14 protein-coding genes and 1 riboswitch are annotated in these 21,355 nt (G+C 48.8%); of the genes, 5 read left to right on the forward strand and 9 right to left on the reverse strand.

Going from position 1 to position 21,355, the window contains the following annotated elements; all coding sequences use genetic code 11:
• Positions 1-111 precede the first annotated feature (111 nt).
• The 6 genes from LQ567_RS08615 to LQ567_RS08640 form a co-directional block, all read right to left on the reverse strand.
• The gene (locus LQ567_RS08615) at positions 112-1,332 is read right to left on the reverse strand and encodes a hypothetical protein (protein ID WP_231004097.1); all 1,221 of its coding nucleotides are present in this window, start codon (positions 1,330-1,332) and stop codon (positions 112-114) included.
• A gap of 338 nt (positions 1,333-1,670) precedes the next feature.
• Positions 1,671-3,200, reverse strand: a complete 1,530-nt coding sequence (locus LQ567_RS08620) for a sulfatase-like hydrolase/transferase (RefSeq protein WP_231004098.1) — start codon at positions 3,198-3,200, stop codon at positions 1,671-1,673.
• Between the two features lie 15 nt (positions 3,201-3,215).
• Positions 3,216-4,871, reverse strand: coding sequence for a RagB/SusD family nutrient uptake outer membrane protein (locus LQ567_RS08625; protein WP_231004099.1), 1,656 nt, complete (start codon positions 4,869-4,871; stop codon positions 3,216-3,218).
• 42 nt (positions 4,872-4,913) lie between these two features.
• Positions 4,914-8,018 (reverse strand): SusC/RagA family TonB-linked outer membrane protein, encoded by a 3,105-nt coding sequence (locus tag LQ567_RS08630; protein WP_231004100.1) that lies wholly within the window; start codon positions 8,016-8,018, stop codon positions 4,914-4,916.
• 144 nt (positions 8,019-8,162) lie between these two features.
• Positions 8,163-9,227, reverse strand: a complete 1,065-nt coding sequence (locus tag LQ567_RS08635) for a FecR family protein (RefSeq protein WP_231004101.1) — start codon at positions 9,225-9,227, stop codon at positions 8,163-8,165.
• A 53-nt stretch (positions 9,228-9,280) separates the two neighbouring features.
• Positions 9,281-9,799, reverse strand: a complete 519-nt coding sequence (locus LQ567_RS08640) for an RNA polymerase sigma factor (protein ID WP_231004102.1) — start codon at positions 9,797-9,799, stop codon at positions 9,281-9,283.
• 411 nt (positions 9,800-10,210) lie between these two features.
• Here LQ567_RS08640 and LQ567_RS08645 point away from each other — a divergent pair, with 411 nt between their 5' ends.
• Positions 10,211-11,707 (forward strand): arylsulfatase, encoded by a 1,497-nt coding sequence (locus tag LQ567_RS08645; protein WP_231004103.1) that lies wholly within the window; start codon positions 10,211-10,213, stop codon positions 11,705-11,707.
• A 545-nt stretch (positions 11,708-12,252) separates the two neighbouring features.
• Here the strand turns inward: LQ567_RS08645 and pckA are convergent.
• On the reverse strand, positions 12,253-13,857 hold the full coding sequence (pckA, locus tag LQ567_RS08650) for a phosphoenolpyruvate carboxykinase (ATP) (RefSeq protein ID WP_231004104.1): 1,605 nt from the start codon (positions 13,855-13,857) through the stop codon (positions 12,253-12,255).
• Between the two features lie 290 nt (positions 13,858-14,147).
• A riboswitch (SAM riboswitch) is annotated at positions 14,148-14,254 on the forward strand.
• A 306-nt stretch (positions 14,255-14,560) separates the two neighbouring features.
• On the opposite strand from pckA, the gene LQ567_RS08655 reads away from it, so the two are divergent.
• From LQ567_RS08655 to LQ567_RS08665, 3 genes are all read left to right on the forward strand, one after another.
• Entirely contained in the window at positions 14,561-15,874 is a 1,314-nt protein-coding gene (locus tag LQ567_RS08655) for an O-acetylhomoserine aminocarboxypropyltransferase/cysteine synthase family protein (protein WP_231004105.1), read from the forward strand.
• A 66-nt stretch (positions 15,875-15,940) separates the two neighbouring features.
• Positions 15,941-16,981 (forward strand): homoserine O-acetyltransferase family protein, encoded by a 1,041-nt coding sequence (locus LQ567_RS08660; RefSeq protein WP_231004106.1) that lies wholly within the window; start codon positions 15,941-15,943, stop codon positions 16,979-16,981.
• Between the two features lie 5 nt (positions 16,982-16,986).
• Complete coding sequence (locus tag LQ567_RS08665; RefSeq protein ID WP_231004107.1) at positions 16,987-18,243, forward strand: homoserine dehydrogenase; 1,257 nt, start codon at positions 16,987-16,989, stop codon at positions 18,241-18,243.
• A 67-nt stretch (positions 18,244-18,310) separates the two neighbouring features.
• On the opposite strand, the gene tsaD is transcribed toward LQ567_RS08665, so the two are convergent.
• Positions 18,311-19,354 carry a tRNA (adenosine(37)-N6)-threonylcarbamoyltransferase complex transferase subunit TsaD gene (gene tsaD / locus LQ567_RS08670; RefSeq protein WP_231004108.1) on the reverse strand — a complete coding sequence of 348 codons (1,044 nt, stop codon included), beginning with the start codon at positions 19,352-19,354 and terminating at the stop codon, positions 18,311-18,313.
• A gap of 61 nt (positions 19,355-19,415) precedes the next feature.
• Complete coding sequence (locus LQ567_RS08675; RefSeq protein WP_231004109.1) at positions 19,416-20,663, reverse strand: ABC transporter permease; 1,248 nt, start codon at positions 20,661-20,663, stop codon at positions 19,416-19,418.
• Positions 20,664-20,861: 198 nt separating this feature from the next.
• Here LQ567_RS08675 and LQ567_RS08680 point away from each other — a divergent pair, with 198 nt between their 5' ends.
• Positions 20,862-21,353 (forward strand): GNAT family N-acetyltransferase, encoded by a 492-nt coding sequence (locus LQ567_RS08680; protein ID WP_231004110.1) that lies wholly within the window; start codon positions 20,862-20,864, stop codon positions 21,351-21,353.
• The last annotated feature ends 2 nt before the right edge of the window (positions 21,354-21,355 follow it).

Genomic DNA, 21,355 nt, shown 5'->3' on the forward strand with positions numbered 1-21,355 from the left:
GTACCGGTAAAGGTGTGGGGGCCGCTCACGAGTGAACCCGCCGATAAAAACAATGCTGAAATTTACAGCTGCATCGCCGGTATTACCCGAAAAGCGATCGGTTACACAGTTTTAGTCAATACCGGCTTTGAACACTTTGGAGTATTGTATGGTACCATCCCGGTCAACCTGGCGGATACGGATGTACAGTTCCTTATCTTTATCAACCGGCACTGAAGCCTCTTTGCTGCATGACGCGATGATGAGTACGATACATGCCAGCGCCAGCAATGCCTGCACTGTGATACGGCGGCGGCCTGCAGCAATGATAAGCCCCAGTATGGAGGCCATACCTGCACCCAGGAGTGCATTTTCCGATTGCAGATCGATTTCAAACTGATAGTGGAGTTCGGTAGCCTCATTGCCCGCCGCAGCCTTTGAAGCAACCGAACCGATCTTTTGGAATGCGAGCCCGTCAACAGATGCTTCCACATCAAAATGGTCGCTCTGTTTTTCAGATTCCGTGGTCCAGTTCACCTGCAATACCCCGTTTTGCACCGAGGCCGTAGCAGGGCCAAAAGATACCGGCAGTGCAATCGAAAAAGCACAGGTTGTGGGTAACGGATACGGAACCAAGCCCTCATTTTTCAGGTCCCAGTTATTGGGATTGTTGAGCTGGGCTCTGAGCGTTGCCAACGATCCGGCGGAAGTAGCGGTGCACTTCACGATGCCGTTATCAAATTCAGCACCATTGGTTCCAGGCGAAAGCAAGCCCATGATGGCGTTCACTCCTGTTGTAAGACCGGGAGGCAGGGCCGACCGTGTTTGGATATACGACCAGGAAGTACCTCCGATATTGTCCCAGCCGGCATAGGTGCTGGCAAGTTGCGTTCCGGACAGGATCTCACTGTTCATATGTATACCGGCAATAAAGGTGGGTGAAGCAGCGGTGCCCTGAAAGGCCAGCACCTGGTCTCCCCCAACAGACAAAATAAACAACCCCGATCCCGAATAAGAAACGTTACCGGCAGATGCCGAAAGAACGCTGGATGCCTGCCCGGTTGCTTTTATGGTAACTTGTGCAAATTGCGATAACGCGCCGGTGGATTTCCATTGAATAATACCTTCCGCAGTTCCCAGGGCTGCAGGAGAAAGTGCCGTATTCCATCCGTTGTCTGTAAAATTGATGATGGTATTATTTGCAATACCTCCGGTCTTTAAAACAACAAACGTAAATGAAGATTCGTTGTTATTGGAGTTGATGGCATTATAGCCTACGAATGCAATATCACCGGCTAGCAGTGGTTGTGCATATCCCTTATTGATGCCAAACATCAATAAGATTATCATCATAAACAGGTAGATTTTTTTCATTGCAAGAGGGGTTTAAACTGCAAGTTAAGCAGATCGTGCCCATCTTTGAAATAAAATCTCAGGCAATGGCTACCCGGTTCCGAAAAAAGGAGGCGTCCTCCCGGATAAAAAAAATGTTTTTAACTGCGCCCGGCATCATGAAAGCGGATCTTCAATACCAGGAGCAACCGGTCATCAACAACTTGTTTCAGCATCTGCAATGCGCTTGATACTTCACAGATGCTGATCCGCCGCAGCCAAAACGCTCGTTCGGGATCACACACCCGCATTCGTATTATAAACAGCAGCGTTGCGATCTGCAGCTGCCCGGATGGGCTTTATTCTGCTTTTATCTTTTCCAGCAGCGCTTTCAGCTCCTGTACCCGCTGCGGGTATTTTGCAGCAAGATTCGTTCGCTCGCCCGGATCCTTGTTGAGATCGTATAGCTGATCCTCCGGACTGTAGCCGGTTTCAATATTTACAGCACCCATCAGTGCAGGTCCTTTTGAAGGGCTGAGGTATTTCCAACCGTCTTTTACAATACATAAAGCGCTGTTGGCCGGCTGTTCCACAATATAATCCCGGTGCGTTGCCGTTTGGCCCGTTAAGGTTGAAAGATAATTCCTGCTGTCGGTAAATTCTCCTTTTGGAAGTTTTACATTCAGCAAGGCAGCAAACGAGGCCATCAGGTCGATCTGGCTTACCAGCGCAGCTGATTTTTTTCCTCCTGCAACCTTCGCCGGCCACTGCACGATAAAAGGTACTCTTGTACCGGCTTCAAAAGCGCTGTATTTACCGCCACGGTAAATTCCCGCGGCTTTATGATGAAGTGTAGCTGCAGCTTCGGCCGATTGGTCGATATATCCGTCGTTCAATACCGGCCCGTTATCGCTGCTGAAAATAACAATGGTATTTTTTAACAGCCCCCGCTCTTTCAGTGCATTCATTACCACACCCACGCTATGATCCATTTCCAGGATCACGTCGCCCCGGTAACCGAGCCTGCTTTTTCCCTTAAATTCTGTTCCGGGCATACGGGGAACATGAATATTATGAATGGCATAATATAAAAAGAAGGGCTTTTTGCTTTTCAGGCTTTGATCGATAAAATCCACGGCCTTGTTGTTGAACACATACCCCAGTTCTTCGTCCGTCCATTCACTCCTTTTTCCTCCCTGCATAAACCCGATACGGCCAATACCATTTACAATATGCCCGTCGTGTCCCTGCCGGGGATCATTGGGCTGCTTTAATAGTTCAGGATGCTCCTTTCCTGTCAGCTCTCCCGGGAACGCTTTATGATAGTCAACAGCGATCGGATCTTTTTCCTCCAGCCCGATAGCCCGCTGATTTTCCATAAAGATCGTGGGAACCCGGTCTGCCGTTGCAGGAAATATAAACGAATAATCAAACCCTACTTCCCTGGGCCCGGGTGTAACTTCCTTATTCCAGTCTACCGGCGACTGGTTCCCCAGCCCCAGGTGCCATTTCCCCACTACCCCGGTTACATAGCCGGCCTGCTGAAACACTTTTGGCAGGGTGGTGATATCGGTGGGGATGACCAGGTTGGCGTCGCCCGGAAGAATATTGGTTCCTTTTTTCCGCCAGGCATACCTGCCCGAAAGCAAGGAATACCGGGAAGGCGTACAGGTAGAGGCCGTGGCATGGGCATTGGAAAAATTAACGCCGTTTTGCGCGAGCCGGTCGATATTGGGCGTTGCGATCGCCGTTGCACCGTTACAACTTAAATCTCCATAACCCAGATCGTCGGTATAAATCACCAACACATTCGGGCGGTTCGTGGTTTGGCAAAACCCGGATAACAGACTCCAGGCAAGTATTGCGGTAAACATCCATTTTTTCTGCATGATCAAAAATAAAATTTATTTCAGATTGGGGTTAATATTTACTTCAGCCTGTGGTACCGGCCAGGGATAATTTTCGGCTTTAAAATTCTTCGATGTCACATACCAGCGGCTATCAGGATCGGTAGCTCCGTCGGGTGCCTTCCTTAAGTTCTTTGCGCCCGGATAAGAGGCCCCGAAGAATTTACCCTGCAATACCGTTACGGCATCGTTCCAGCGATAAAGATCCCATAAACGGGTACCTTCCAGCGCCAGCTCCACGCGGCGCTCTTTTTTCAGAAGGGTCATCAGCTTTGCCGGATCCTGTTCCGTAACCGGGGGCATGGAAACTGAAGCGCGGGCACGCACTTTATTGATCGTTTCGTCCAGCAGCCCCTGCCCTACAATGCCCATCCGTACCTGGGCCTCCAGGTAACTGAGCAGTACTTCTGCATAGCGGATAATAGGCAGGTCGATACCGGAATTCTGCAGATCGCCACCTCCAAAGCCGTCATACGCAAACTTCCGCATGCTGAAACCCGTTCTGGTAGCTTGTTTACTTAATGTTAGCTGATCCGGAGAACTGGTCATATCCGGATGACTGATATAAGGCGCTCCTTTAAAAAGCGCATTGTTGTAAAGGATGGTAACCGCCAGCCGCGGATCACGGTTCTTTCCAAAATCTGCGGGATCGTACTGCGGACTGTTATAGGAAAACGCGCTGCCATCTTTGAAGTCATAGGCTTCGGCCAGGCTTCCGAGCGGACAAAAAATACCCCAGCCTGCCGACATTGCGGGAAAGAAATGCTGTAGCATCCCGTTGGGTGCCAGGTCAACCAGGTACTGCGTTGCAAAAATAATTTCCTTGCTGCTTTCGTTGGTACCGTTAAACAGGCTGGCATAATCCGGATCGATCAGGTGCTCATTCAGATCTATGATCTTTTTATATGTTACAGCCGCCTGCTGCCAGTTTTCCTGCTGCAGGTACAAACGCCCTAAAAAAGCCAGTGCCGCCTGTTGTGTGGCGCGTCCTCTTTCCGCCGCAACCAGTTGTTTGGCCGTTGGCAGGTCGGCCGCCGCATCGGTGAGTTCTTTTGCCACAAAAACCTGTACATCGCTTAAAGGGGTTTTAGTTACCTTATTGGCCTCATCGGGTTGCAATACACCGGTAACCAACGGAACGGCCCCAAAATAAGTAGAGAGATACAGATACTGTGTGGCCCGCAGGAACCGCGCCTCAGCAATCACCCTTTTTTTCAGGGCATCCCCGATGACCGCCTTACCAATATTGTCCAGGAAATAATTACAGCGCGAAATCCGGGAATAGCTGTTGCTCCAGTAATTAGAATAATCCCCGATATTGGCGGTAAGCGTTCCATTGGTAAGTTTATTGAAATTGGAGTTATCGCCTCTGCGGTCATAAGCATTATCGGTTGCAAACTCAAGAAACAGCAACCCGTTATACGACCACCAGTCAGTTGGGCCGAATTCAGCGGCTTTCTGCATCTGAATATTCCCCCGGTATAACGCGGTTAAGGCCACATTTACGTTGGCTTCGCTGGTCCAGAAAACATCATTGGCAAACTGATCCCTGGGATACAGGTCCAGCTTTTTGGCACAGGAGCAAAAACCAACAATAAGCAGGGCTACACAAGCCCAAACCGAAGCCTTTTTTCTAACTATCATTTGTTTCATTGTTGTAAAAGTTTATACGCTGTTTTACAATTGGAGCGGGTATTAAAAGTTCACATTTACACCCAGGGTAAAATTGGCCAGGATGGGATAATAATCACCGGCCGTATTGATCTCCGGATCCCATCCCTTTGGATAGCGGCTGAAGGTTGCCAGGTTCTCCGCTGCCGCAAATACCCGCAGCGACTGTATGCCCATCCATTTAAGACTTTTGTCGCCCAGGGTATATCCCAGCTGGATATTCTTAATGCGGAGATAGCTTCCGTTCAGCAACCAGAAATCGGATAGCAGGGTATTGGGAGTGCCGGTATTGGCAATTTCCTCCATACGGGGGTACCGTGCATTCCGGTCAGGATGCTGCGCCGTCCACCTTCCATCCAGCTGCCACCGCTGGATGTTGCCGTTCTGGTACATGGCATAGCCTGCATAGTTGGTGAGGCGGCCATTTACGCCGCTTACACCCTGCAGCAGGGCACTGAAATCCACTCCCGCATATCCCGCATTGATTGCGATCCCATAGGTATATCTGGGAATATTGGTACCCAATATCGCCCGGTCGTAGGTTGCGTCGACCTTGCCATCCGGCTTCCCGTCCGGGCCGCTGATATCCTTATAACGGATATCACCAGGTTTCGGCTTGGGATTGATGGCGGTTTGATTGGCATACCCGTCAATATCCGCCTGGTCTATAAACAAACCATCTGCACGATACCCGTAATACAGGTCGATCGGGTAGCCCAGGAAGCGGCTGGAACCGTTTCCTACCAGGCCGTTAGGTTGCGGAATGTTCAGCCCCGGCCCAAGGTCCAGCACCTTGTTCCGGATCACCGAAAGGTTCGCCCGCATTCCATATGTGAATTTGTTCCGGGTTTCGTTATATCCCAGTTCAAATTCCCAACCTTTATTACTCAGCTTACCGGCGTTGATAGTGCCCACGCCAAATCCCAGCACCGCAGAATAACTGCTTCCGGGGTTGGCCAGGATATCATATCCGTAACGGTCAAAATACGCGGCACTGAAGCTCAGCCGGCCGTTTAGCGCAGTTCCTTCCAGTGCAATATCCTTGGTACGGGTAGACTCCCAGTGAAGCGTGGTATCTGTAAGCGTGGTCAGGATAGAACCGGCCGCAATCGTATTTCCGAACGGATAGCTGTAATTGCCGCCCAGCGCCAACACCAGCTGCCAGGGGTAATTACCAATGTTCTGATTGCCCAGCGTACCATAAGAAGCCCGGAGTTTGAGCTCGTTGATCCACGGAACATGTTGCTTAAAAAAGGGTTCCTCAGAAATACGCCAGCCCAATGCATACCCGGGAAAATCGGCATATCGAAGCGTGGGCGGGAACCGTGAAGATCCATCGCGGCGAACCGTCACTTCGGCCAGGTAGCGTGTTGCATAATTATACTGGAGCCGACCGAAATAAGAATCCATGGCCCACTCCGTTTTATTACCGGAATTGGTTTGGGTTCCGGGATCACCGGCGTTTAGCTCGGTAAGACTGTTGGATACATACCCGTTCCGGAAGTTGGAAGAAACACGATCGCCGTTATATTCATAGGTATGCCCCAGCAATATATTGACCGCATGACGTCCAAAAGTATTTTTATATTCCAGTAATTGCTGCAAGGTCTTATACTCCACTTCTTCGTTGTTCTGGGTCAGGTTGCCGGGCCCCAGTTTTACCGATGCATTCAGTACCTGGTTCGACAAAAAACGCCTAGACCAGTTGGAACCGTTGGTATAACCACCAATACCGGAAAGGGTAAGGCCATGTACAATTTCCCAGTCGAGACGCAGGTTCCCCGCCAGGTTCGTCCACTTTGAATCAAAGAAGGATTCATTATTAAGATAGGTATAAGGCGTTCCCTTATTGGCAAGGCCGGTACCAAAATCACCGTTGCTGAGCAGATAAGGAAAAGTGGCCGGGATCCGTACCACCTGGCTGATGCCCGTAAGCATATCATTAAAATCCTGGGTGGCTGATGGCGCGGGCTGATTGTTCAGCTCCTGCGTGGCAGCCAGTCTTGTTGAAAGTTTCAGCTTTTCCGCAAGCCGGTTCGTCATATTAAAACGCAGGTTATAGCGCTGGTAGTCATTCCGGGCCACAATACCGTTCTGATAAAGATATCCCAGCGACAGCAGGTAGTCTGTATTGCCGGTCTTATTCGCAACGGACAGGTTATGCCCCGTTTGCAATGTCCCGTTTTTAAACATCAGGTCGATATAATTTACGTCCGGATAACGATCAGGATCTGAACCATCGCGGAACTTCTGGATCTCTTCTTCTGTATAGGTACCGGGTGTGGCTTCGTTGCGTGCCTGCGCGTATTCCCAGGAATGCACAAACTCGGGATATTGGGTAGCGCGCTGCGTGCCGATATAGCCATTATAGCCGATCTTTATTTTCCCGTTCATTCCCTGGCCGGATTTTGTTGTAACCAGGATCACACCATTTGCCGCCCTTGAACCGTAGATCGCTGCTGATGCAGCATCCTTCAACACGGATATGCTGGAAATATCATTGGGGTCTATATTGCTTAACTGACCGGGAATGCCGTCGATCAATACCAACGCATCCGGGTTGGCACCAAACGATGAAACACCGCGGATCCGGATCGTTCCGGCACTGCCGCCTCCAGGCTGTCCCGAACGCTGGATAACCGTAACACCCGGCATCTGTCCGGTAAGTGCCTGTGTAGCCTGTGTAACCGCCCGGTTATTAAGGTCCTTCGCATTTACCTGCGAAATGGCACCGATCACATTTACCCTTCGCTGCGTACCATACCCCACTACCACCACTTCGTCCATTTGCCCGGGTAAGGCCGCCAGCCGCATCATAATACTGCTTTTTTCACCGGCATTCAGTGAAAAATGCATTAATGAGTCGTCCCGGTATCCCACGTAAGAAAAGTAAAGATCATAGGAATGCCCATACACCATCCGGACGATAAACCCACCCTTCGCATCTGTAACCTGGTGAGCCACTGATGCGGGATTTTGCAGGTCCACGATCCTTACAGAAGCACCCGAAAGCGGCTCGCCTCCCTGGCTCAATACCAATCCCCGCACTTCAGCATTGCCTTGTGCCATGCCCTGCAGGGAGCAAAGGAACATCAGTGCGATTAAAACGAGATAAAATTTTGACTGCATAGTTACCTGTCTTTTATATTCAATAAAATAGTTGTTCAAAACGCATGCGCTTTTTGTTCGTCCCTGTTCAGCACAGCGACGCTGCCGGAAAATATAAACGGAATGCTCCTGTAAGGGGATGGCAGTTATCCGTATGACCCAGGGTCAATCGTTTTTCTCTATTGTAATTTGGTTTTCTTTTTGTTGATACCGCAATCCGTTCAACTGGCAAAGTTGTTCCAGTAAAACATCCAGCGAATCATTATACATAATCGTTCCTGTAAACAAGTAGTCTCCGATCTCTTTTGTTTTTAATACAATCGTTCTATGATACCGTTGTTCGATCCGGTCAAATACCCGGCGCAACGATTCCCGGTTAAACGAATATGCTGCATTTCCCCACACCACTGCTCCCTGGGCGTCTGTTAACTGCCTGCGGGCCGTTGGAGTTGTTTTATGAGCCATCATCCTGGCGGCATCGCTCCGGGCAGGCCGTATCACCTGTGCCACTCCGTTCCTGCGGTTTACCAGCACGCCTTCCCCCGGTATCAGGATCACGGGTTGCAGTATTGCGGAATGGTCCAGATCGCGCACGGCTATTTTTCCCTCTACCAGGTTCACCTGTATCGTTGCCTGTTGCCGGTTTTCCTGCACCCAAAACTCGGTACCCAGTGCCCGCACTCGTATGCCGTTTGCTTCTACAAGAAAGGGATGCAGGGAATCTTTTGCTACTTTAAAATAAGCGGTTCCCGTTAAGCACAATTGCCGCTGCTCCTTAAATGTACCCGCGTACTCCACCCGGCTGCCGGGTTGCAACCGCAGCACCGATCCATCGGGTAACCGCAGTTCCTTTTCCTTTCCGGAAGGATTTTCAATAACCGTAATTTCAAGTTCTGTGTAGCGGCTTCCCCGCTGGCCACCCAGAACATTCAACAACGCATATCCTGCCAAAACCAGTGCCAGTACGGCTGCTGCTGCCAGCACCCTTTGTAAATAGCGCGTTTTTTTCTCCCTGTTTATACCCTTTTGTACAGCCATCCACATTGCCGTCCTCCATCGTTCCTCCAGTTGCTGTGTTTCCGGCATATTCCTGAATGCGGCATCCGGAACATAGTGCTGTAATACTTCGGGATGCGCTTTAAGAAATGCCGTTACTTTTTCAGCCTCTGCCTCGTCCGATTGGTTTTCGAAGAACCGCTCCACCATCTCCTTTGTGACAGCATTATCCATTTTCATTTAGTATAACGTTTGTAAATAAAAAATCCCCTAGCGGTGCAAAAAAATTATAAAAAAAAGATTACGGTGGTCAGCATCCTGCGCAATTGCTTCAGTGCCTGCCGTACGTGGTTATCTACCGTTTTAACCGACAGGTTCATTAAAACAGCAATTTCTTTATAGGAATAGCCCTCCAGATGTTTTAAGCGGATCACTTTACGGCGCATAGCCGGCAATCGCTGGATAGCAAGGTGCAGGTTTTCATGATCCGGCAATACCGGCGGGGATTGTGTATAAAATGCTTCGGCTACGGCCTGGCGTTTCCGTTGCGTGGCTGCTTTACGCAACCAATCGATAAATACCAGCCGGGCGTTCTGAAACAGCATGGTTTCTAATGCGTGTGCATCAGAGAGTCCGGAACGGTACTGCCACATTTTAATAAATGTCTGTTGGGTAAGGTCTGCCGCGTCGGCCTCGTTTCCGTTTTTTTTTAGAAACAGAAAAAAAACACGCTCCGACCAAAGCTCATAGAACGCTTCGAACGCTTTTTGGTTCCCTTCCCTGATATCCTGTACCTGGTTCAACATATATAATTACAACAAACAAAAATCCCAGCTGCGAACGGGGCAGCCAATAGCCGCCTTCCTGTTTCCATTACGCCGTCCTCCATATAATAGCCATCACCCGCCCGGCATTCCCCGGTATTTGAAGGCATTCTTACGTACGGATCTTTTTAAACAAGTAGCGCTGGCAAACACTGGTACAAAGTAAATTTAAAATATTGAGAGTACCGAAGGCTGTACAAAAAAAACAGTACTGCTGCGCATTCGTTTGCACAAACGGCACTAACAACCATCTTGCTTTTTACAAATGCGTTACCTTCGCACCTGCTTGTTCCATTTTGTAAACAGCTGATCCCCGCGGGCTGATTCCAGGAGCGCGATATCAAATACAATTACAAAACCATCCTGGCAGCCGCCAGTAAAATACAGATCATTGTGAAAAAAATACTGCTCATTATTACCGGGCTCTTTATACACGTTGCCGCCATTATTGCCCAACAAAAACCCAATGTCATTTACATTTATGCCGATGATATGGGCTATGGCGAGTTGGGCTGCTACGGGCAACAAAAAATAAAAACGCCGCACCTGGATCAGCTGGCCGCCGAGGGCATGCGGTTTACCCAACACTACTCCGGTACGCCGGTATGCGCGCCAGCACGTTGTATGCTGATGACCGGGAAAAACGGCGGGCACTCCTATATAAGAGGCAACTATGAACTGGGAGGCTTCCCAGACAGTTTGGAAGGCGGTCAGATGCCGTTGCCCGAAGGCAGTTTTACCCTGGGGCATCTTTTTAAAAATGCCGGTTATGCAACGGCGGTCATCGGAAAATGGGGATTGGGATCGGGCAACACTACAGGGCATCCACTGTCACAGGGCTTTGATTATTTTTACGGATACCTCGATCAGAAACAGTCGCATAATTACTATCCCACCCATCTTTGGGAAAATCATTCCTGGGATACGCTGAATAACCCCAATATCTGGGTACACCGGCAACTCGACCCGCAAACTGCTACCGACAGCGATTTCGATTATTTCAAGGGCAATGTATACTCAATTGATAAAATGACGGAGAAGGCGCTGGCTTTTATCCGCACACACCGGCAACAACCTTTTTTCCTTTACCTGCCCTATACCATTCCGCATGTGTCGCTACAGGTACCGGAAAAATATATTAACATGTACAAGGGCCAGTTTGATGAAAAACCCTATTACGGACAAAATGGCTATGCCGCATCCAAATACCCGTTATCCACGTATGCCGGCATGATCACCTGCCTCGACGATCAGGTAGGTCTTATTATGAATGAGATCAAAAAGCTGGGACTGGATCAAAATACCATGATCCTGTTTTCGAGTGATAACGGAGCTACTTTTAACGGTGGGGTTGACGCTGCTTTCTTCAACAGTGTACAGGGATTACGCGGTCTGAAAATGGACATTTACGAGGGCGGCTTCAGGGAACCTTTTATCGCCCGCTGGCCAAAAAAAATTCCTGCAGGCAAAACCAGTTCCCTGCTTTCCGTACAATACGATATGATGCCCACTTTTGCAGCGCTTACCCAACAACGGCTGACACATCCCGTTGACGGCATCTCTCTTTTACCCGAGTTGTTGGGTAAGGGAACGCAGCAACCGCATCCGTATCTTTATTTTGAATATCCTGAAAAAGGAGGCCAGGTAGCCGTTCGCATCGGAAAATGGAAAGGTGTACGCACGGGTGTGCAGAAAGATAAAAAAGCACCCTGGCAACTTTACAACCTGGAAACGGATCTTCATGAAAGAGAAAATATCGCCGCTCAGCATCCCGGTATTGTTCAGCAAATGCAGGCCATTGCATTAAAGGAACACCAGCATCCGCATATAAAGGAATGGGAATTTATAGATCCCAAATTCGAGAAAGCTACAGAGGCACTGAAGCACTGAAGTTTTATATCCCTTGCAGTTTAGATTCTTTAACGCAACGTACGCGAAGTCTCCGCAATGGTCGCAATGAAAACAGGATACATTATCGTTATAAACCGCTTTGCGAACTTCGCGAAAATCGTGCGAGCCTGGCGGTTAAATTGCTATTGAAACGGTGAAGTTTTATCTCCCTGCGGTTTAGTTTTTTAACGCAAGGGACGCGAAGTATCCGCAATGGCGCAATGAAAACAGGATACATTATCGTTATAAACCGCTTTGCGAACTTCGCGAAAAACCTTGCGAGCCTGGCGGTTAAATTGCCATTGAAACGCTGAAGTTTTATATCCCCTGCGGTTTAGTTTTTTAACGCAAGGGACACAAAGTATCCGCAATGGCGCAATGAAAACAGGATACATTATCGTTATAAACCGCTTTGCGAACTTCGCGAAAAACCTTGCGAGCCTGGCGGTTAAATGTAGTTGTTCAGTGTTTCTGCGCTTCAGTGGCATCCATAAAAAAAGCCACCGTTACCGGCGGCCCTTCATAAAACAAACACAAAAGTCACCTTATAGTTTAGGTCCGGCGGCTGTTACTTCCGCAGCCACCACCGAAGCCATGTTTTCAAAGTTCCTGATAAACTGACTGGCCAGGTCCCTCGCCTGGGCATCATACACCTCCGGTTGCGCCCAGGTCTGGCGCGGGTTTAATATGTTTGAATCCACACCGGGGCAGGTACCCGGTATCATCAGTCCGAAAACGGGTTCCTTATGATAGATCACATTGTCCAGGCTCCCGTTCAAAGCCGCGCGTATCAAGGCCCGGGAATCGGCCAGTTTCATCCGGCTTCCGGTACCGTAGGCACCACCCGTCCAACCCGTATTCACCATCCAAACCTTTACCCCATGCTGCGCAATGCGGTCGCCCAGCATTGTTGCATAACGTGCCGGATGCAGCGGCAGGAAGGGCGCTCCAAAACAGGCGCTGAAAGTGGCCTTGGGCTCGGTAACACCGGCCTCCGTACCCGCCACCTTGGCCGTGTAACCACTGATAAAATAATACAAGGCTTGCTCGCGCGTGAGCCGGGAAATGGGAGGTAATATGCCATAGGCATCACAGGTTAAAAAGAAGATATTCCGGGGTGCGCCGCCGGTTTCTTCCGGCACACTGTTCTTTACAAAATCAATGGGATAGGCAACCCTGGTATTTTCGGTAACAGACGCATCATCAAAATTGATCTGGTCGGTTCCGGGAAAAAACGCAACGTTTTCAACAAGTGCCCCTTTTCTTACGGCGTGATAGATCTCCGGTTCCTTTTCGCCTGAAAGGCCGATACATTTTGCGTAGCAGCCGCCTTCAAAATTAAACACCCGGTTATCATCCCAGCCATGCTCATCATCACCAATCAGTTTCCGGTCAGGATCTGTACTCAGGGTGGTTTTTCCGGTACCACTCAGTCCAAAAAACAGGGCGGTATCCCCCTGTGCTCCCAGGTTGGCGGCGCAGTGCATGCTGAGTACATTGCGGGTCTGGGGTAACAGGTAATTCAGTATCGAAAAGATCCCTTTCTTGATCTCCCCGGTATAAGCGCTGCCGGCGATCAGGATCATTTTATGTTTAAAACTTACCACTGTGGCATTGCCCTGGCGGGTGCCGCAACGTACCGGGTCCAGCTCCAGTGAAGGTGCAGAAAGAATATGCCAGTCCGGTTCAAAATGTTCCAGTTCTTCTTCAGACGGACGTAAAAAAAGATTGTGCGCAAAAAGATTCATCCAGGGCAGCTCGTTTACCACCCGGATATTCAACCGGTATTCCGGTACTGCACAGGCATAGGCGTCTCTTACCCACAGCTCGTTCCGGCCATTCAAATAGTTGCGTACATCCTCCAGTATCCGGTCGAAATACCGCTCGTCAATCGGATTATTAAAGTTCCCCCAATCGATGGTTGTTGCGGTTACTTCATCTTTTACCACAAATTTGTCGCGGGGCGAGCGGCCGGTGAACTTGCCGGTGGAGATCACCAGGGCTCCTGTATCATTTAGCCGGCCCTGGTTGTTCATAAGCGTATCTTCTACCAACTCGTCGGCGGTCAGCTGGTAATGGATCTCGTTGTTCAGGTTCAGCCCCGCAGCCTTTAGCTGGTTAACGGGGATTTCGAATGGCTTTGTAAGCATATTGCGTTTAAACTTTGTTGAAACAGCAAAAATATAATTTGACAAAATCTAAAAAAAATATATTTTACCCATACATAATTAGAAATTATCAAACCATCAGTGAATACAAAAAGGATAATTTCCAACATTCAAGCACAAAGCTAACACATGTTTGCATTTTAGATTGAAACACAAATGCTTAGATGGTTGATTGGCCAGGGGCTTTTTTCTTTCCTTTTTGTTCCCTACCTTTGCGCCGGCCTGTTAAGGGTTATTTTTAGTTCTTTTTCAATTTCCTGCGGTATGCGGGAACCTTATCAAGAAAGGCAGAGGGTTTGGCCCAATGAAGCCTTGGCAACCTGTTATAAGCGTAACAAGGTGCCAATTCCAGCCGCGCTGATGCGTGGGAAGATAAGTCGGATAGTAGCATATTAACATTCTTAATAGAACAGCTCATCTGGTTTATCCGGATGGGCTTTTTTTATGCGCCGGCAATCCGCTGCCTGTAATTTTTTTGAATATGAAACAAAACTCTACTAAATTCGTAGTCTGCATGAAACAAAGCGCAACATATCCCATTTTAAACATTACGCCCGTAATGTGTTGCTGTATTTGTTGTATGCCTTAACAGGCATATACTTCTTCCATACCCCCAACAGGTGTTTTTTAACGACCTTTTCATAGTTCAACATCATTTTTCACTTCATTAAATTCATTATTTTTTATGAGTAACCAACTACATTTCGACACATTGCAGGTGCATGCCGGTCAGCAACCAGATCCTGCTACCGGAAGCCGTGCCGTGCCTATTTACCAGACTACTTCTTATGTTTTCAAAAATGCAGATCATGCGGCCAACCTTTTTGGTTTAAAAGAATTTGGCAATATCTATACACGGATCATGAATCCGACTACCGATGTATTTGAACAGCGCGTTGCCGCCCTGGAGGGAGGGGTTGCTGCACTGGCTACATCTTCCGGACAGGCGGCCCAGTTCCTGGCTATTACCAACCTGCTGCAGGCCGGTGAAAATTTTGTTACCTCTCCGTTCCTTTATGGCGGAACATTCAACCAGTTTAAAGTTTCTTTCAAACGGCTGGGCATTGATGTACGCTTTGCAGCCGATGATAATGTGGACAGTTTCCGCCCGCTTATCGATGATAAAACAAAAGCCATTTATATTGAAACGCTGGGCAACCCGCGGTTAAATGTTCCCGACTTTGAGAAGTTTGCGGCGCTGGCCAAGGAATACGATCTTCCATTGATCGTTGATAATACCTTTGGTGCCGGCGGTTACCTGTTTCAGCCCATTAAACATGGCGCCAACATTGTAGTAGAGGCTGCCACCAAGTGGATCGGCGGACATGGAAACAGCATTGGCGGTATCATTGTAGATGGAGGAAATTACAACTGGGGCAACGGAAAATTCCCGCAATTCTCCGAACCCTCAGAAGGATATCATGGCCTTAACTTCTGGCAGATATTTGGAGAAGGCAACCCGCTGGGACTGCCCAATATCGCTTTCGCCATCCGTGCCCGTGTAGAAGGCCTGCGCGATTTTGGTCCGGCACTGAGTCCCTTTAACTCCTTCCTGTTGCTGCAGGGCCTGGAAACGCTTTCACTGCGCGTACAACGCACGGTAGACAACGCGCTCGCGCTTGCACAATGGCTGGAGCAACACGACAAGATTGAGTTTGTATGGTACCCGGGGTTGGAAAGCAGCCCCTATCATACGCTGGCCAAAAAATACCTTACCAATGGCTTCGGCGGCGTGCTGCAATTTGGCATCAAAGGCGGACTCGAAAACGGCAGAGCGTTTATCAACAACCTGAAGCTCGTAAGTCACCTGGCAAATGTGGGCGATGCCAAAACCCTGGCCATCCACCCCGCTTCCACCACACACGAACAGCTCAGCGAAACCGAAAGAGCCAATGCTGGTGTATTGGACAACCTGATCCGCATCAGCCTGGGTATTGAGCATATCGAAGATATTAAAGCAGATTTCGAGCAGGCTTTTGCCGCTGTTTTTAACAAGTAAAAAACAAGGCCTGTAAGGTTTACCGTCGTTACAGATTGGTTAAGCCTTACAGGTCTTTCAAAAAGAATGCAACAAAACGTATTTACATATTCGGCACCCTTTGTATTGGAAAGCGGTGTTCTTTTTCAGAACCTGCGGCTGGCTTATACAACCTATGGCCGCATCAATGAAGATCAATCCAATGTGATATGGATTTTTCATGCACTTACAGCAAACAGCAATCCGCATGAATGGTGGCCCGAGATGCTTGGTGAAGGCAAAGCGTTTGATCCCGGCAAGGATTTTATCATTTGCGTAAACATGCCGGGCAGTTGCTACGGCAGCAGCAGCCCCCTGGATACAAACCCGGCAACCGGCGAACCGTATTACCATGATTTCCCATTCTTCACCATCCGCGATATGGCACGCGCGTACCAGTTACTGCAAAAAGAACTGGGCATTCAAAAAATAAAGATCGGTATCGGCGGCAGCACCGGCGGACAGCAGCTGCTCGAATGGGCGGTCCAGGATCCGGGGCTTTTTGAATACATCGTTCCGCTGGCTACCAACGCAGTGCACTCCCCGTGGGGAAAGGCCTTTAATGCCTCCCAGCGGTTTGCGATAGAAGCCGATCAAACCTGGCAAACAAAAAATCCGGAAGCCGGACGGAAAGGCATGGAGGTGGCGCGGGGCATTGCCCTGCTCTCGTATCGTAATGCCACGGCCTATAACAAAACACAATCCGAACACTCGGATGAACAACTGGAAGCATTCCGGAGCGAAAGTTATCAACGCTACCAGGGCACCAAGTTAGCAGCCCGCTTCAATGCCTTCAGCTATTATGCACTTAGCAAAAGCATGGACAGTCATAACCTCGGCCGCGGTCGCGGCGGGGTCATTAAAGCACTGGGAACCATTCAGGCCAAAACCCTGGCGCTGGCACTGGAGGGGGATCTGTTATTTCCGCCGGAAGAACAGGAATTTTTAGCAGAGCATATTCCCGGGGCCATCGAAAAAGAGATCCGCTCCGACTACGGGCACGATGGATTCCTGCTGGAATTTGACCAGATATCAGAAGCAATAAAAAAATTCACAACCCGTCATGCCGAGGGCGTGGCGATAAAATAAAAACAATGGGCGAACATAGAGAATTAGTGATCGGGCTATTTGGCTTTGGTGTGGTAGGAGAAGGTCTTTACAAAGTGTTGCAGCAAACACCTTCCTTAAAAGCAAGCATCAAAAAAGTCTGCATCAAACATCCGGGTAAAAAAAGAAATGCACCGGAAGACCTGTTTACAACAGACCGCGATGAGCTGTTAAACGACACTTCGATCAACCTGATCGTAGAGGTGATCGACGATGCTGTTGCCGGTTTTGAAATAGTAAGCACGGCATTAAAAAATGGCAAGGACGTAGTAAGCTCTTCCAAGAAAATGATCGCGGAAAACCTGCCTGCGTTGCTGGAACTGCAGCAAAAAACCGGCCGGTCCCTGCTATACGAATCTTCCGCCTGCGCCTCTATCCCCGTGATCCGGAACCTGGAAGAGTATTACGATAATGATCTTTTACACAGCATCCGTGCCATCGTAAACGGAAGCACCAACTTTATCCTCACCAAGATCTTTGAAGAGAACCTGACATTTAAAGATGCGTTGTTGCTGGCCCAGCAGCTGGGTTTTGCGGAAAGCGACCCAACGCTTGACGTGGAAGGATTTGATGCGCTGAACAAATGGACCATCCTGTTGCTCCATGCTTATGGTATTGTGGCACACCCGGATCATATCCTGTTTAACGGCATTCAGAATATTGCCAAATCAGATGCCCTGGTGGCCAAAGCCCGCGGGCAGCAGATCAAACTGGTAGCGCAGGCTAAAAAGCTGATCAATGGCGGTGTAGGGGCCTATGTGCTGCCTCAGTTTGTAAATACCGATAGTCCGTTGTCGTTTGTGAAGAATGAATACAACGGGGTGGTTATTGAAAGCGGATTTGCCGATCAGCAATTCTTTTATGGCAAGGGCGCGGGAAGCTTTCCTACAGCATCAGCGGTGCTGAGCGATATCTCCGCACTGCGGTATGAATACCGTTATGAGTATAAAAAATTATACCACCATAAACCGCATCAGCTCAATGATGCCATTTACCTGAAAGTATTTGTAAGCTTTACCGATCTGGCAAATATCCCGAAAGAGGATTTTGAATGGATTGAGGAGTGGCATGCCCAGGAAAGCCGCAAATACCTGTCTGGCGTAATCGCTTTACAAAAGCTAAAGCAAAACGCCTGGTGGAAAGAGAACGGCACTTCCCTGATTGTGGAAGCCGATGGCATTATCGAAGATATCGAAGAACGGAAGTTAAAGAAGAAAAGCCTGGAGTTGGCAGGCCTGTTATAGGTTTGAGGTACCATGTTTCAGGTTGCACGTTATGTGCTGAAACCTGAAACATGGTACTTTTAAACCATTAAAATCCCCTGGCCAAAGAGGGCACCGACAGGTCGGCAAAATCATTTTCAAGATATTTATAATAGCCGGTGATGGCGATCATACCGGCATTATCCGTACAGTACTGAAAATCCGGGATAAAGGTATTCCAGCCTTTCTGTTCTCCCATTTCCTTAAACGCCTTACGCAGTCCGCTATTGGCAGACACACCCCCTGCAATACAAAGATCTTTTATTTCCAGGTCTTTTGCTGCCTTGCTTAACTTATTCAATAAGATCGAAATGATCCGGCTTTGAATGGAGGCACAGATATCCTTCAGATTTTCATCAATAAAACGTTGCCGCTCCCCCTCTGTGGCCGCAAAGGCTTCTTTATACACCTGTGCGGTACCTGCATTTCTCAGGAAATAAAGAATGGCGGTTTTTAGTCCGCTGAAGCTGAAATTATACCCGGGTATTTTGGGTTCCGGAAATTGAAACCGGTCCGGGTTCCCCTCCTTTGCGTGTTTATCCACCAACGGTCCGCCCGGGTAGGGCAATCCCAGCATTTTTGCGGCCTTATCAAAGGCTTCTCCGGCAGCATCATCAATGGTTTCACCGATAATTTCCAGCTGGGTGGGTGACACACATTTTACGATCTGGGTATGCCCGCCACTCACCGTTAAACACAAAAAGGGAAACGAAGGTTTATCATCGGGTATTAGGTTTGCCAGTACATGCGCCTGCATGTGGTTGACTGCAATCAGGGGTTTATCCAATGCCAGCGACAGCGATTTTGCAAACTGCCCACCCACCAGTAAACTTCCGATAAGCCCCGGTGCCTGTGTAAAAGCAATCGCATCCATATCTTCCAGCAGCAGTCCGCTTTGCTTTAATGCCACATCCACCACGGGTACGATGTGTTGCATATGCGCCCGCGAGGCCAGCTCGGGAACCACGCCCCCATGTTCTGCATGGACCGCCTGCGTGGCAATCCGATTTGATAATATTTTTCCACCGCTGCAAACCGCTGCAGAGGTTTCATCACAACTCGATTCGATTGCCAGTATATTTATCTTGCTCATATTTTAATTGCTTCAGTCCTTATTCACTATTGCCCATTCACTATTGACAATTCACTATTCTCTAACTCCGGATCGCCACCACCGGGTTCATTTTCGCCGCCTGTACGGCCGGAACAATACCTGCAACCACTCCTACAACCACACAAATCAAAAAGGTCCACACCATATTTCCAATGGATATAAATACCGGAAAATCGAGCGCCTTACTCAGGATCTGTGCCAGCAGGTATACCAGGAATAAACCGATCAATCCGCCCAGCATGCAAAGAAAGGCCGATTCCAGCAGGAACTCCGTAAGAATGATCTGCCGCTTGGCCCCGAGGGCCTTCTTCAGTCCTATTTGCGAAGTACGTTCCTTTACGGTTACAAACATGATATTGGCCACGCCAAATAATCCAACGATCAAACTGATCCCCCCGATCACAGCGCCTCCGATATTTAAACCAGCAAATGCCTCTTCCACCTGGTCCCCGATATCGTTGATATCATTCAACGCAAAATTGTCCTCCTGCTTCGGACTAAGTTTGTGCAAACTCCGCATTGTTACCATCAGTTCATCTTTCAACCCCTTACTGGTGATCTGCTCCCGGCCCTGTACCATAATTACCGGATCTGTCTTTTCTTCATTGTAAATCGTTCGCCCGAACAGAAAAGGCAGGATCACGCTCTGATCAAACCCCCAGCCGCCGATCATCTGCTTGCCCTGTTTTTCAATTACGCCGGCCACCAGGATCTTCCGCCCCGCAATCGAAATCAATTTATTTACCGCCAGCTCCGGTTCATTAAATAACTTTTCAGCAATCTCATTACCGATCACGGCGACATTGGTACCATAGCTAAATTCAGCATCCGAAATAAACCGGCCAAATCCCATGGTCAGCGGCTGAATCTTGATGTATTCATCGCTCACACTATACACATTCACGCCGTTTAACAGGTAGCCTGAAAACTCCACGTTTCCTCTTCCCTGCAGCGCAAAGGCCACATACCGGGCATTGGGCGTTCGCTCTTTGATGGGCTTTACCTCATCGTAACGCGGAACCGGCCGGTTCACATATTTCCACCAGGGGTAATCCGGTCCGCCGCCATAATCCCATTTATCTACATAGATCGTATTGGAGCCCAGGGTCTTGATTTCATTCTGTATATTTTGCTGCAGGCTGTTCACGGTTGCCAACACGCCGATGATGCAGAAGATGCCGATGGTAATACCAAAAAGCGACAGGAAGGTGCGCAATTTATTTTTCCATAGCTCCTGCATGGCCATGCGAAAACTACTGCCTATAATTTCCAGTGATCGCCTTAACATAGGTACAAATATAACTAGGTTTTTATTGCTTTTTACAAAGGGGTATTCCGCCGGCCGGCGCCGGGGATGTTTGACGGTTAAAATTCCGCGCATTGCAATCGAAAACAGCCGCTTCCCGGCGGTCAAATAAAAAAATGGTGATTATGTAGTTATATACGTAGTTAACTACGTATATTTGTTATTCAAAAATATACAGCCATGTTTAGCATCCGCGAACTGAATCATACCCATAGCCCGCAGGTTATTGACCTGATCCTGCATATCCAGCAGGTGGAGTTTAATGTGCCGGTAACGCTGGAAAGCCAGCCGGACCTGCAACAGATTGAACGCTTTTATATAGAGCCCGGCGGAAATTTCTGGGGTGCTTTTTCAGGCGATATCCTGATCGGGACCATTGCCCTGATCCGCACCCCGGAACAAACCGGCGTGATCCGGAAAATGTTTGTAAAAAAGGAATACCGGGGTACGCAACCAGGAGTAGCCCAGGAGCTGCTGCAGACCCTTATCCGGTATTGCCGGCAACAAGGGATCGAAACCATTTACCTGGGTACGGTTGACCTGCTGAAAGCAGCCATGCGGTTTTATGAAAAGCATGGTTTTGCCGAAATCCCTGAAACAGCGCTTCCCTCCTTTTTCCCAAAAATGCCCGTTGATAACCGGTTCTATTCACTTTCACTTAAAAACCAATAATG

Origin of the sequence: Niabella pedocola (assembly GCF_021044425.1) — a bacterium.
Lineage (GTDB): Bacteria > Bacteroidota > Bacteroidia > Chitinophagales > Chitinophagaceae > Niabella > Niabella pedocola.

Excerpts from the sequence above, each read along its gene's own strand:
- LQ567_RS08680 (WP_231004110.1), top strand. The coding sequence starts at position 20,862 with ATGTTTAGCATCCGCGAACTGAATCATACCCATAGCCCGCAGGTTATT.
- LQ567_RS08630 (WP_231004100.1), bottom strand. The coding sequence starts at position 8,018 with ATGCAGTCAAAATTTTATCTCGTTTTAATCGCACTGATGTTCCTTTGC.
- LQ567_RS08635 (WP_231004101.1), bottom strand. The coding sequence starts at position 9,227 with ATGGATAATGCTGTCACAAAGGAGATGGTGGAGCGGTTCTTCGAAAAC.
- LQ567_RS08660 (WP_231004106.1), top strand. The coding sequence starts at position 15,941 with ATGCAACAAAACGTATTTACATATTCGGCACCCTTTGTATTGGAAAGC.
- pckA (WP_231004104.1), bottom strand. The coding sequence starts at position 13,857 with ATGCTTACAAAGCCATTCGAAATCCCCGTTAACCAGCTAAAGGCTGCG.
- LQ567_RS08675 (WP_231004109.1), bottom strand. The coding sequence starts at position 20,663 with ATGTTAAGGCGATCACTGGAAATTATAGGCAGTAGTTTTCGCATGGCC.
- tsaD (WP_231004108.1), bottom strand. The coding sequence starts at position 19,354 with ATGAGCAAGATAAATATACTGGCAATCGAATCGAGTTGTGATGAAACC.
- LQ567_RS08640 (WP_231004102.1), bottom strand. The coding sequence starts at position 9,799 with ATGTTGAACCAGGTACAGGATATCAGGGAAGGGAACCAAAAAGCGTTC.
- LQ567_RS08655 (WP_231004105.1), top strand. The coding sequence starts at position 14,561 with ATGAGTAACCAACTACATTTCGACACATTGCAGGTGCATGCCGGTCAG.
- LQ567_RS08615 (WP_231004097.1), bottom strand. The coding sequence starts at position 1,332 with ATGATGATAATCTTATTGATGTTTGGCATCAATAAGGGATATGCACAA.
- LQ567_RS08665 (WP_231004107.1), top strand. The coding sequence starts at position 16,987 with ATGGGCGAACATAGAGAATTAGTGATCGGGCTATTTGGCTTTGGTGTG.
- LQ567_RS08620 (WP_231004098.1), bottom strand. The coding sequence starts at position 3,200 with ATGCAGAAAAAATGGATGTTTACCGCAATACTTGCCTGGAGTCTGTTA.
- LQ567_RS08625 (WP_231004099.1), bottom strand. The coding sequence starts at position 4,871 with ATGAAACAAATGATAGTTAGAAAAAAGGCTTCGGTTTGGGCTTGTGTA.